Here is a 13,113-nt window from a genome sequence, read left to right as displayed (position 1 = left end):
GACTTTTGATGTACTTCAAAAAGGATGGTATCTATGCGCAGCTCTATCAGTGATTATGACAAGAACAGGGCGCGTAGTTTCAGGCTAGGTGCTTTTCTTTTTGGAAAAAATGATCAGGACGAGTAAAGAGGGGAAATCGTATGAAAAATAAAGCAGTTATTGGAACATTAACAGTTTTGGTATTGATGGTCCTTGGTTCCATCTTTTATCATTTGGGTCAAAGCACTGCTCATTCGGAACAGGATAAAAAAGAAAAAGTAAAAGTTGGTATTTTGCAATTTGTGACCCACGATGCTCTAGATGCCATCAGCGCAGGCATTTCGAAAGGTCTCGAAGAGTCAGGTTATGATAAGGACAAAGTGGTGATTGATCATGTCAATGCTGAAGCAGACCAATCAAAAATCCAAACCATGAGTAAACAGCTTGTGGCAAACGGAAACGATGTGCTTGTTGGGGTTGCCACGCCGGCTGCTCAAGGCTTGGCTAATGCCACGAAGGAGATACCAGTTGTCATGGGAGCTATTTCTGATCCGGTTGGTGCTAAACTTGTTTCTGATTTAAAACACCCATCAGCCAATGTCACAGGAGTATCGAATCAAGTACCAGTGGCTCAAGAGGTTGATTTAATCACTCAATTAACACCTAAGGCTAAAACAATTGGTGTTCTCTATGCCAGCAGTGAAGATAATTCACAAAGTCAAGTAGATCAATTTGAAACATTGGCTAAAGAAAAAGGATTAACAGTAAAAACCTATGCTGTGCCATCAACCAATGAAATCACTGCAACCATGTCTGTCATGACAGGAAAAGTAGATGCCATTTTTATCCCGCAAGATAATACTATTGCTAGTGCGATGAAAACGGTCGCAGCGTCTGCTACTAAAGTAAAATTACCTGTTTACGTTGTCGATGATAGTATGGTTAAAAATGGTGGTTTTGCAGCTGTAGGGCAAAATCAATTTGATTTAGGCGTTGAAACAGGGAAAATGGTTGCTCAGTTACTTGATGGTAAAGCCGTCAAAGATACCCCAGTTAATGTTATCAATACTGGAACACCTACGCTCAACTTGAAGGTGGCTAAAGAGCTTGGTATCACTATTCCAAAAGAGATTATGGATGTGGCAGAGATTTCTGTTAAAGGTGATAAGTAGACAGTGATTACTAAAAAGAATATAGAAGGATAACGCAATGATTATTTCATCAATTTCACAGGGTCTTTTATATGGAATTCTTGGTTTGGGAATTTACCTGACCTTTCGAATCCTAGATTTTCCCGATTTAACCACAGAAGGGTCGTTTCCTTTGGGCGGTGCAGTGGCTGTCACCCTGCTCAATATGGGATGGCATCCGCTTTTGGCAACACTAGTTGCTATTTTGGCTGGTTGTTTGGCTGGCTTAGTAACAGGGCTCCTCTATACGAAGGGGGGTATTCCGACAATCTTAGCGGGAATATTGGTCATGACCTCCATCAACTCAGTCATGCTTATGATTATGGGTCGTGCCAATCTTGGTCTTCTCGATATCAAGCCTGTCCAGGACTTACTGCCATTTGGCACTAATTATAATCTCTTGGTGCTTGGTCTTGTAGCTGTCGTTGCTGTCATTGCTTTTCTTATCGTTTCCCTCAATACTCGTTTGGGGCAAGCCTATATTGCGACTGGAGATAATCGTGATATGGCGAAGAGTTTTGGTATTAACACGGACCGCATGGAGGTCATGGGCTTGGTTGTTTCTAATGGAATTATTGCCCTATCAGGAGCGCTAATCAGTCAACAAGATGGTTACGCTGATGTTTCCAAAGGAATTGGTATTATCGTTATCGGTCTAGCGAGTATCATTATCGGTGAGGTCGTCTACGCTAGCGACTTGACCTTCTTGGAACGTTTGGTGACGATTGTTATTGGGGCTATTTTCTATCAATTCTTGATAACAGCGGTGATAGCACTTGGCTTTAATACCAATTACCTTAAACTCTTCAGTGCCATTGTCCTTTCTATCTGCTTAATGGTGCCAGTCTTAAAAAACAAAGTATTTAAGGGGGCTAAAGTAACGCGATGACAAAAATAGTTGAATTACAAAAAGCAACAGTTCAGGTCCACAACGGTTCCAATGATTACAAGACAATTTTAGATGAGGTGGATTTGACCATCTACGAACATGATTTTATTACCATTTTGGGGGGAAATGGTGCTGGGAAATCCACCCTTTTTAATGTGATAGCAGGGACACTAATGTTAACCAGCGGTAAGATTTTCATTATGGGTGAGGACGTGACTCACTTGACAGCTGAGAGGCGCGCCAAGTATCTTGCACGCGTTTTCCAAGATCCCAAAATGGGAACAGCACCTCGTATGACCGTGGCTGAAAACCTTTTAGTAGCCAAATACCGTGGTGAAAAACGTGGATTAGTACCTCGACGTATCCATCAGTTTAAGGATGAATTTCAAGAACTGATTAGCAAAATTGGCAATGGCATTGAAAACCATTTGGAAACGCCAACCGGTTTTTTGTCGGGCGGCCAACGTCAGGCACTTAGTTTACTAATGGCTACCATTAAACGTCCCAACTTGTTACTATTGGATGAGCATACGGCGGCCTTAGATCCCAAAACTAGCGTGTCCCTCATGAACTTGACAGAAGCCTTTATCCAAAAGGATAAGTTAACCGCCCTCATGATTACCCATCGCATGGAAGACGCCCTCAAATACGGAAATCGTCTCATCGTCATGAAAGATGGCAAAATCGTGCAAGATAGGACAGCTGAAGAAAAAGCAGGACTGTCGATCGCTGATTATTACCAAGTGTTTGAGTGATGGAAGTAGCAGGACGAACCTATAAAGAAAATTGCTATTTCAGATAAGGGATTTTCATAACAATGATATTTCTTATAATGACCTTTTGCTATAATAGCAACGAAATGTGGGATTACCTTTGCGAGACTGTCAATGTTGCGAAAATCGGTTAAAAATACATGTAACGTTTGAAAATAGCTTGCAAAATTGAAAAATAGACCATAAAGTTGTATACTGAAGGGGAGTATGCAACTTTTTTGCTACTATCTGTAATTCGACTTAGCTTGCTAAGGACCGTTTGATGAAAATACTCTGATAGAGTATAATCATGGGATTTGTTTTCCATGACTGATAACTAATAACATTTTAAGGAGAACAAATGAGCGATATTAAAATTATGGCTTTGGGTGGGGTTCGAGAAAATGGAAAGAACCTTTATATTGCCGAAGTCAACGATGCCATTTTTGTGTTAGATGCGGGATTAAAATACCCGGAAAATGAACAGTTAGGGGTTGATGTTGTCATCCCTAATCTCGATTATCTCGTTAATCATAAGGACCGTGTTCAAGGTGTCTTTCTAACGCATGGACATGCGGACGCTATTGGTGCGCTTCCTTATGTGATTTCGGAAATGAATGTTCCGGTTTTTGGATCGGAGTTGACTATTGAGTTGGCAAAGTTGATGGTCAAAAACAATTCATCTGTTAAAAAATTCAATAACTTCCATGTAGTAGATAGTGACACTGAGATTGAATTTGAAGATGCAGTTGTATCTTTCTTTAAGACCACTCATTCCATTCCAGAAAGTTTAGGGGTTGTTGTTGGTACTAAAGAAGGCAATATTGTCTACACTGGTGACTTCAAGTTTGATCAGGCTGCACGTGATGAATACCGTACGGATTTTGCTCGTTTGACTGAAATTGGTCGAGAAGGTGTCTTGGCTCTTTTGGCAGATTCTGCTAATGCGACTAGTACAGAACAAGTGGCTAGTGAATCTGAAGTTGGTCTTGAAATTAACCAAGTTATTGGTGATGCACAAGGTCGTGTTATCGTAGCAGCCGTTTCAAGTAACTTAGCTCGAATTCAACAAGTTTTTGACGCGGCAGCTAATTATGGACGCCGTGTCGTTTTGACAGGGTTTGATGTGGAAAACATTGTTCGAACAGCTATCCGTCTTAAAAAATTGAGTATCGCTGATGAGCGTATTATGGTGAAGCCAAAAGAGATGGCTAAGTTTGAAGATCATGAATTGGTTATCTTAGAAACTGGGCGAATGGGTGAGCCAATCAATAGTCTGGAGAAAATGGCTATTGGCCGGCATCGTTATGTCAATATTAAAGATGGTGATTTGGTATACATTATAACGACACCAAGTATTGCGAAAGAAGCTGTTGTAGCGCGGATGGAGAACATGATTTACAAGGCCGGAGGTTCGGTGAAATTGATTACGCAAAACCTGCGCGTGTCCGGACATGCCAACGGTCGTGACTTGCAGTTGATGTTAAACCTCATCAAACCAAAATACCTCTTCCCAATTCAAGGAGAATATCGTGATCTAGCAGCACATGCAGACATGGCTGAAGAAACTGGGATGTTCCCAGAGAACATCTACATCATGAAACGAGGTGACATCATGCACCTTTCTGATCAAGGCTTCTTACATGAAGGAGCAGTACTTGCAGGCGATGTCATGATTGATGGAAATGCTATTGGTGATGTTGGGAACATCGTTCTTCGTGATCGTAAAGTATTATCAGAAGATGGCATCTTTATCGTTGCCATGACTGTTAACAAAAAAGAGCGCAAGATTGTTTCACGTGCGAAAATCAATACGCGCGGTTTTGTTTACGTTAAGAAGAGTCGCGATATTTTACGGGAATCAGCTGATTTGGTTAATACAACTGTTGAAAATTACCTTGCCGAAGATGGCTTTGATTGGGGTGAACTCAAAGGACAGGTGCGTGATGAAATTAGCAAGTTCTTATTTGAACAAACCAAACGTCGTCCAGCCATTTTACCGGTTATTATGGAAGTTCGCTAAGGGTTAATAAAGATAATGATTGAAGTTGAGCTAGTTTCAACTTCTTTTTATAGAAAGAGGAAACACATGGCATTTTTTCAAATAGAGTACAGTTCGGAAGTTTTAGGTTTGTATCGGCAGGTCGATGTCTTGTATCCAGATGCTGACCAAATTAAGGAAGACTATCGTGAGGATAAGGATATCCCAGTTCTTTATCTCCTGCACGGTATGGGTGGTAATCATCGTTCTTGGATCTCTCGAACAAACTTAGAGCGTTTGGTGCGTAAAACAAATCTTATTGTCGTTATGCCAAATGGGGACAATGGTTTTTATACCAATACCAAATATGGGGCACGTTATTTCGATGCTATCGCTGAAGAGTTACCTCAGGTCATGAAACGTTTTTTCCCAAATATGACTGATAAACGTGAAAAGACCTTTATAGCCGGTCTTTCTATGGGAGGCTATGGGGCTTTTAAACTTGCTATGTTGACCAATAACTATGCTTTTGCTGGTTCATTTTCAGGAGCATTGGGATTTGATTTTGATGATAAAGACATGATCGATGCCGAAAACGATTATTGGACAGGCTTATTTGGAAGTGTTAAAGAATTTACAAAAAGTGACAATAATCTACAAGTAGCTGCTGAACATGTTGATGGCAGTACGAAGTTTTACGCTTGGTGTGGTTACGAGGATTTTCTCTATCGGATCAATGAAACAGCCGTTGCTGACTTCAAAGAAGCAGGATTAGATGTTGACTATCGCAATGACCATGGCACCCATGACTGGTATTATTGGGAAAAACAGGTCGAAGTCTTTTTGGAAATGTTACCGATTGATTATGTCAAAGAAGAACGTTTGTCATAAGAGAGGGTTGTAGGACCATTTAAAAAGAGGTAACAGTCTGGTTTTGAGTTGAATTGTCCGAAAGAGCCTGCTATACTAGGAGACACTGTTTTAGGAAATTTACGTCAAAGAAAGTATGGAATATGAAATTTCTGTTGAAAACCTTGATTGCTATACCAAAATTAATTATCTCTTTTGTTTGGCATTTAATTTTTAGTATTGTTAAAACTGTCATTTTCGTGGCTTTAGTGATATTCGCTCTGATGTATTATGCCAACCATAGTAGTTCACCAGTGGCTAATCAACTGTCCAATTTCTTTGAGACAGTAACGACAGTGTTTGACAGTTCTCAGTTTGAAAATCCCAGCGAGTTGGGCAAACAATTAACTTACCTAAAGACTGACTCACATAATCACCTAGGTGGTGCCCGCTGGTCAACTAATTCAGCGACGATTTATATTGAAACTAAAAATGAAACCTTTCGTTCGGCCTATCAAGAAGCCATTTCAGCATGGAATCAGACAGGTGCTTTTCAGTTCAAATTAGTCGATCAGCCAGATCAAGCTAAGATTATTGCTAAAGAGTATTCAGATCCGTCAACTCAAGCGGCTGGTTTGGCTAATACCAAAACCAATGCTTTAACCAATCGTTTGGTATCTGCTGAAGTGTTTCTCAATGCCTATTATCTTTCCGATCCTGACTATGGTTACAGTCAAGAGCGTATTGTGAATACTGCGATTCATGAGCTTGGACATGCCATCGGTTTAGAGCACGATGACAACCACGACTCTGTGATGCAATCAGCAGGTTCTTATTATGGCATACAAGACGTTGATATTGAGGCAGTGAAACAACTCTAGGCTTCTCAAAGCAAGGCGTCCTAAGGCTTGCTATTGTGTTCTTATTCTGCTTAATACGTCAACTAAGTCTTCAACCAATCATAAAGTTAAAAAAGACCACGACAAACGTATGAAACAGTTATTTCCGAATTATAGTACAGATAAAAATAGTTTATCTAAGCGTTTTTACTATAGGAAAAACGCTTAAACATGGCTATTATTTTTGTAAATGCTGAACATTGAAATACAGAAAACTTTATTTTCTTGCTAAAAATCCTTCATGCGTTTGTCGTGAAAAAAGACCTTGCTTTCTTTTAGGAACAAGGTCTTTTTGCTATAATATAACTATGATTATTTTACAAGCAAACAAGATTGAGCGTTCCTTCTCTGGGGATGTTTTATTTGATAATATTAACCTACAAATCGATGAAAAGGACAGGATTGCTCTGGTTGGCCGCAATGGCGCAGGTAAATCAACCCTTTTAAAAATTTTAGTTGGTGAGGAGGCCCCTACAAAAGGAGACATCAATACCAAGCGTGATTTGCAAATAGCTTATTTAGCGCAAGATAGTCGTTTTGAATCTGAAAATACGATTTACGATGAAATGTTAGCTATTTTTTCTGATTTACGACACGATGAGCAAAAGTTACGACAAATGGAAAGTCAGATGGGAACTTTATCAGGTGAGAGTCTCGATAAACTTATGACCGATTATGACCGTTTGTCTGAACATTTTCGTCTGGCTGGCGGTTTCACTTATGAGAGTGATATCCGTGCCATTCTTAATGGCTTTAAGTTTGACCAAAGCATGTGGGATATGAAAATATCGGAGCTATCTGGCGGTCAAAACACACGATTAGCCCTAGCTCGAATGCTCTTACAGAAACCAGAACTTTTGGTTCTAGATGAGCCGACTAACCACTTAGATATTGATACGATTGCCTGGCTGGAAAATTATTTGGTTAATTACCAAGGTGCCCTTCTCATCGTCAGTCATGACCGTTATTTCCTAGATAAGGTGGCGACAGTAACGGTTGATTTGAACGCGCATTCTCTGGATCGCTATGTGGGAAATTATTCTAAATTTATGGATCTCAAAGCTGAGAAATTAGCCACAGAAACTAAACATTTTGAGAAACAGCAAAAAGAAATTGCCAAATTAGAAGAATTTGTTCAGAAGAATATTGTCCGTGCCTCAACCACTAAACGAGCCCAAGCTCGTCGCAAGCAGTTAGAAAAAATGGACCGTTTGGATAAACCGACAGTTAGCCAAAAATCAGCTAACATGACCTTCCATTCAGACAAAGTTTCTGGCAATGTTGTTCTGACAGTGGAAGAGGCAGCTATTGGTTATCATGATCATGTGTTGTCAGAACCCATCTCTCTTGAACTGAACAAATTAGACGCCGTTGCAGTAGTTGGTCCAAATGGTATTGGCAAAACGACTTTTATCAAATCAGTTATTGGTCAACTTCCTTTTATCAAGGGACAGGCTCGATTTGGTGCCAATGTAGAGACAGGTTATTACGATCAAACTCAATCGCATTTGACTAATTCTAATACTGTACTCGATGAACTTTGGAATGATTTTTCAACCACACCAGAACTTGACATTCGCAATCGTCTCGGCGCCTTTCTTTTCTCAGGAGATGACGTCAAAAAATCAGTTAGCATGCTGTCAGGTGGGGAAAGAGCTCGGCTACTTTTAGCGAAATTATCTATGGAAAATAACAATTTCTTGATATTGGATGAGCCAACCAACCATTTGGATATTGATAGTAAAGAAGTGCTTGAAGAAGCATTGATAGACTTTGACGGGAGTTTACTGTTTGTTAGTCACGATCGCTATTTTATCAATCGTATTGCTACCAAGGTTTTGGAAATTTCTGAAGAAGGAGCAAGGCTTTATCTTGGTGATTACGATTATTATGTCGAAAAAAAGGCCGAGTTAGCATTTTTAGCGCAAGAGGCTGCTGAAGATTTGGAACAAGAGGCAGTAAGTCCATCACAAGGTTCTACAGATTACCAACAACAAAAGGCTAATCAAAAAGAAGTTCGTAAGATAGCTCGCCGCGTTGAGGCTATTGAAGCTCAATTGGAAATGATTGATAATCAAGAAGCAGATATTACCGAGCAGATGGCACAAAGCAATGATGCCATGGCATTGGCAGATTTACAAAAAGAGTTGGACGTGATCCAAGAAAATCAAATGCAACTGATGGAAGAATGGGAAGTGCAATCTCAATTACTTGAAGAACTTTCCTAAGTTCTCTTCCTTGTCAATGGCAACTAGTCCCTTTTTATAGTCAACTGAATTACCTTTCAAACAAGGAACTGAGACGCGGAGAGTACTTTATTTTCATGGAAGATTAGTACGGTAAGTTGAAAGTGTCGATCTATCAAAGCTCATTCAAAAGACTCTATCAAAGCTCATTCAAAAGACTCTATCACTGCTGAATCGAAGAACACTCTAGGAAGATTGGAGTATATAGAAAGAAAAAATCAAAATCTCGTTCTTGAGATTTTGATTTTTTGTATTTATTGTTCAAATGCTACTCTGGACTTAACATCACCGTACTCTTCAGGAACTTCCCGTCCTAAAATAGTTTCATAGCTTGGTAAGACAAGGTCTTGACCATATTTGTTGCGAAGAGCCGTGGTCACTAATCGGTAAGCCAAGTTGGTATTTCTGGATAAGATTGGACCATGGAAGTAGGACCCATAAACATTTTTATAATGAACGCCTTCGCTACCATCTTCCTTATTATTACCGTTACCGTAGATAACCTTTCCTAATGGTTTTTCATCGTCTGAAAGGAAGGTGCGTCCTTGATGATTTTCAAAACCATAGTAGGTTTCGTTAAATTCCTCATTATGGATTTTGATGTCACCAATGTAACGGTTATTTTCTTGATTGAGCGTATAGTGTCCCATCACACCAATACCATCAATTTTGACACCATTAGCTTGAATATAATATTGTCCCAAAAGTTGGAAACCACCACAGATAGCCAAGATAACTTTATCTTCTTGGATGAATTGGTCAATACTTTGGCGTTTGCTTGGTAAATCTCGAGCTACAATGGATTGTTCGTAATCCTGACCACCACCAAAGAAGATCATATCGTAATCATGAAGATCAAAATCATCCCCTATGGATACGATATCAAAGGTCATTTTGGCACCCAATTTTTCTCCAACATACTTCATCATAAGGATATTGCCGTTATCTCCGTAGGTATTTAGAAGATTTCCATAGAGATGGGCGATATTGAGCTCATAATCATAATCTCGATTTTGGGGAGATTGTAAAGAGGTATAGACCATTAGTTCATCTCCTTTCCAACAGCTTTTTTAGTAGCTAGGATGTCCCGAAATTCAAGCATTGCTGTATAAGTTGCTAAGATGTATGCGTGATCAGCTGTTTGATGTTCGATCCTGGACACGATGTCATCCAAGGTTTCGGCTTGGTGAATCTTATCTTCTGGATAACCGGTCACTCGTAAACGTCGAGCAATTTCAGTTTGGCGTACGCCACCGGCATTGATTTCTGTGATTTCCATGTCGTTAATGGCTTCAAAGTTGGCATCCCAAATCCATGATGTGTCAATGCCATCTGCGTAGTTGGCATTTAAAAGAACGGATAAGGAAAATGAATAATCTGCTAATTTAATCATCTCGAGAGCTTGACTAGCTCCCACAGGATTTTTGATGAGGACTAAGGTACATGATTTGTCACCAATTTTGAAAGTTTCTTGTCGTCCAAAGACAGCCCGACTCTTATCAAAACCAGCCTTAATGTTATCAGGTGAAACACCAAAGAACTCAGCAACTGAGACGGCAGCGAGAGCGTTATAGATGTTGTACAAGCCGCCAACATTGATTTTGTAATCCTGTCCATCAATGACAAACTCAGATGTTGTATTGGTAATGTTGGTTAAGGCTGTCAGTTTGTAGTCTAGCTGCGGACGCTTGAAGTCACAGTTGAGGCAGACATAATCACCAAGATTAGCGTAAGTATTCATCTTATACTGCAAAATGTGCTCGCATTTTGGACAGACAATACCTTCTGTATTGTAGTGGGCTAACTGTGGTTCGTGGGATTCTGTTTCAAAACCGTAAAATTGGACAGGGTTAACCACTTGTCGTGAATGGAATAAAGGACTGTCTCCGTTAGCTAGAATAGTCGCTTGAGGAGCCTTAGCAGCACCTGCTAAAATCATATCGTAAGTGGTATAAATCTCACCGTAGCGGTCCATTTGATCTCGGAAAATATTGGTGAAAACAAAAAGGCTAGGAGTGATGTACTCCGTAATTTTGGGCAAGCTAGCCTCATCAATTTCAAGCACCGCAATTTTTTTTCCAGATTTATTCGGTTTGGCTGTTAAAAAGGTAGAAGTGATTCCAGTAATCATATTGGCACCACTGGGATTGGTTACGATTTCGCCAAAAGCCTCTTTGAGAATTCCAACTGTAAGAGCAGTTGTGAGGGTTTTACCATTGGTACCAGTAACAACAACAATTTCATAATCTTTAGCTAGATTATCTAAAATATTAGTATCGAATTTAAGGGCAACTTTTCCAGGTAGAGTTGAGCCACGTCCCATTTTGGAAAGAAAAAAATGAGCTGTTTTACCGGCAAAAATTCCCATTTGAGTTTTCATAGTCATGGTTTTATTCTAACAAAAATACTACAAACTAGCTAGAGAAAATGCTATAATGAAAACAGTGTCTATTTAGAAGGTACAGATAAGAAGGAGCGTACCAACATGAGTTTTTTTTCACAGCTTGATGCTAGGTTCTGGCAATCACTGTTTGACAACCCTTGGACTATATTAGTTAATATTTTAGACATCAGTCTTGTTGCCTATCTGATTTTTCGCTTTATTAAAGCATTGGCTGGGACTAAAGTCATGTCTTTGGTTCAAGGTATTATTTTATTTATTCTCTTAAAATTATTAGCAGAATTTATCGGTTTAACAACAATAACCTATTTGATGAATCAAATTATTACCTATGGCGTTATTGCAGGTGTTGTTATCTTTGCCCCTGAAATTCGTCTAGGGTTAGAGAAATTCGGTAAAACGACACAACTATTTGCATCAGGTTCTTCGGTGACTACTGACGAGGAAAAATTGATAGAAGCTCTGGTTAAATCGGTAGCCTATATGAGCCCTCGTAAAATCGGTGCCCTCATTTCCATTCAAGGGACACAGACTTTGCAGGAATATATCAATACAGGGATTCCCTTAAATGCGGATGTCTCCAGTCAATTGTTGATTAATACCTTTATTCCAAACACGCCATTACATGATGGTGCAGTCATTATAAAAGGTAAGAAAATTGCAGCTGCTTGTTGTTATCTTCCTTTGACGGAATCAACAGCCATTTCAAAAGAATTTGGAACAAGACACAGAGCAGCGATTGGTTTATCCGAAAATTCCGATGCTCTAACGATTGTGGTATCAGAAGAAACAGGTGGTATCTCGATTACGCATAATGGACGTTTCCAACATGATTTGAGCAACGACAGTTTTGAGTTGGTTTTAAAAGACATTCTCATGGCAGATTTAGATAAACCACTTAGTTGGAAAGAACGCTTGTTTGGGAGGCAGAAGAAATGATCAAGAGATTTTTTAACCAACCCATTTTCTACATTGTTGTTTCTGTTTTCTTTGCTTTGGTTCTCTTCTTTTTAGCCAAATCAACGGCTTATAATGCTTCTGGAACACAATTATCTCGTGTCACAGAGACTTATAGTCATACCATTGAAAGTGTTCCCATTGATATTAAGTATGATACGGAAAAGTATTTTATCAGTGGTTATTCTTACGAAGCGGAAGTTTACCTAACTTCTACTAATCGGATAAAGCTTGATTCTGAGATCAATGAAGATACACGCCGCTTTAAGGTTGTAGCGGATTTATCCAATGTCAAAGCTGGAACAGCTAATGCCAAATTAAAAGTCGTTGGCTTACCTAGAGATGTGAATGCTACAGTTAATCCGAAAAGCGTCGCGATTACAATTGGCAAAAAAGCTAAAAAAACCTTTAAGGTAAAATCAACGATTCCACCAGAACAAGTAGCAGACGGCTATAAGATTGAAAGCATAGAGACTGGGATTTCTGAGGTTACCGTCACTAGCAATGAATCCACCTTACAACAAATTGATCACGTTGAGGCGGTTTTGGTATCTGATAAGGTTTTAAGTAGTGATTACAGTGGTACTGTTAATTTACAAGCTGTTTCATCAGATGGCACTATTTTGGCTTCAATTGTTGATCCCGCTAAAACTCAATTGAAAGTGTCGGTAAAAAAATTAACCAAAGAAGTGCCCATTAATTTATCGGTGACGGGTGTGCTTTCTGATAAATTAACAAATATTGGCTATAAGTTGAGTCAAGAGACAGTAACCGTATCTGGGACACAAGAAGAACTTGATGCTATTGATAGTGTCAAAGGGACTGTCGATATTACAGGGGTTTCAAAAGACGTCTCAAAGACGGTTTCATTGTCTGCGTCGAATGTAACAATCATCCCGCAAACAGTAACGGTTAAGTTGACAGCAACTAAGAAATAAGACATAATAACTTTAAGAAAAATGGAGGAGCG

At 39.4% G+C, this 13,113-nt stretch carries 11 protein-coding genes; 9 read left to right on the top strand and 2 right to left on the bottom strand.

All coding sequences use genetic code 11. The annotated features are described in order from the left end of the window. The first annotated feature begins 140 nt into the window (after positions 1–140). The 7 genes from trpX (at position 141) to ABP870_RS01610 (ending at position 8,767) form a co-directional block, all read left to right on the top strand. Positions 141–1,151, top strand: a complete 1,011-nt coding sequence (gene trpX, locus ABP870_RS01640) for a tryptophan ABC transporter substrate-binding protein (RefSeq protein WP_350013760.1) — start codon at positions 141–143, stop codon at positions 1,149–1,151. 37 nt (positions 1,152–1,188) lie between these two features. Beyond that, the gene (locus ABP870_RS01635) at positions 1,189–2,058 is read left to right on the top strand and encodes an ABC transporter permease (protein WP_350013759.1); all 870 of its coding nucleotides are present in this window, start codon (positions 1,189–1,191) and stop codon (positions 2,056–2,058) included. Next, on the top strand, positions 2,055–2,813 hold the full coding sequence (locus ABP870_RS01630; RefSeq protein WP_350013758.1) for an ABC transporter ATP-binding protein: 759 nt from the start codon (positions 2,055–2,057) through the stop codon (positions 2,811–2,813). Before ABP870_RS01635 ends, ABP870_RS01630 begins: the two co-directional genes overlap by 4 nt. 358 nt (positions 2,814–3,171) lie before the next feature. After that, a complete protein-coding gene (locus ABP870_RS01625) occupies positions 3,172–4,833 on the top strand; it encodes a ribonuclease J (protein ID WP_350013757.1) in 1,662 nt (553 codons plus the stop codon). Between the two features lie 66 nt (positions 4,834–4,899). Further along, positions 4,900–5,682 carry an alpha/beta hydrolase gene (locus ABP870_RS01620; RefSeq protein WP_350013756.1) on the top strand — a complete coding sequence of 261 codons (783 nt, stop codon included), beginning with the start codon at positions 4,900–4,902 and terminating at the stop codon, positions 5,680–5,682. Positions 5,683–5,804: 122 nt separating this feature from the next. Next, complete coding sequence (locus tag ABP870_RS01615; protein WP_350013755.1) at positions 5,805–6,521, top strand: matrixin family metalloprotease; 717 nt, start codon at positions 5,805–5,807, stop codon at positions 6,519–6,521. 326 nt (positions 6,522–6,847) lie between these two features. Continuing rightward, on the top strand, positions 6,848–8,767 hold the full coding sequence (locus ABP870_RS01610; RefSeq protein ID WP_350013754.1) for an ABC-F family ATP-binding cassette domain-containing protein: 1,920 nt from the start codon (positions 6,848–6,850) through the stop codon (positions 8,765–8,767). Positions 8,768–9,039: 272 nt separating this feature from the next. Here the strand turns inward: ABP870_RS01610 and gatD are convergent, their stop codons facing one another. After that, positions 9,040–9,828, bottom strand: a complete 789-nt coding sequence (gene gatD, locus ABP870_RS01605) for a lipid II isoglutaminyl synthase subunit GatD (protein ID WP_350013753.1) — start codon at positions 9,826–9,828, stop codon at positions 9,040–9,042. Continuing rightward, entirely contained in the window at positions 9,828–11,171 is a 1,344-nt protein-coding gene (gene murT, locus ABP870_RS01600; RefSeq protein WP_350013752.1) for a lipid II isoglutaminyl synthase subunit MurT, read from the bottom strand. The genes gatD and murT overlap by 1 nt, the downstream gene beginning before the upstream one ends. 99 nt (positions 11,172–11,270) lie before the next feature. On the opposite strand from murT, the gene cdaA reads away from it, so the two are divergent. Beyond that, complete coding sequence (gene cdaA, locus ABP870_RS01595; RefSeq protein WP_350013751.1) at positions 11,271–12,125, top strand: diadenylate cyclase CdaA; 855 nt, start codon at positions 11,271–11,273, stop codon at positions 12,123–12,125. Next, the gene (locus tag ABP870_RS01590; protein WP_350013842.1) at positions 12,125–13,081 is read left to right on the top strand and encodes a CdaR family protein; all 957 of its coding nucleotides are present in this window, start codon (positions 12,125–12,127) and stop codon (positions 13,079–13,081) included. The genes cdaA and ABP870_RS01590 overlap by 1 nt, the downstream gene beginning before the upstream one ends. Positions 13,082–13,113 lie beyond the last annotated feature (32 nt).

Source organism: Streptococcus jiangjianxini, assembly GCF_040225085.1.
Taxonomy (GTDB): Bacteria; Bacillota; Bacilli; order Lactobacillales; family Streptococcaceae; genus Streptococcus; species Streptococcus jiangjianxini.
Note: the sequence above shows the minus strand (reverse complement) of the source record. Positions and strands in the feature narration are given on the sequence as shown.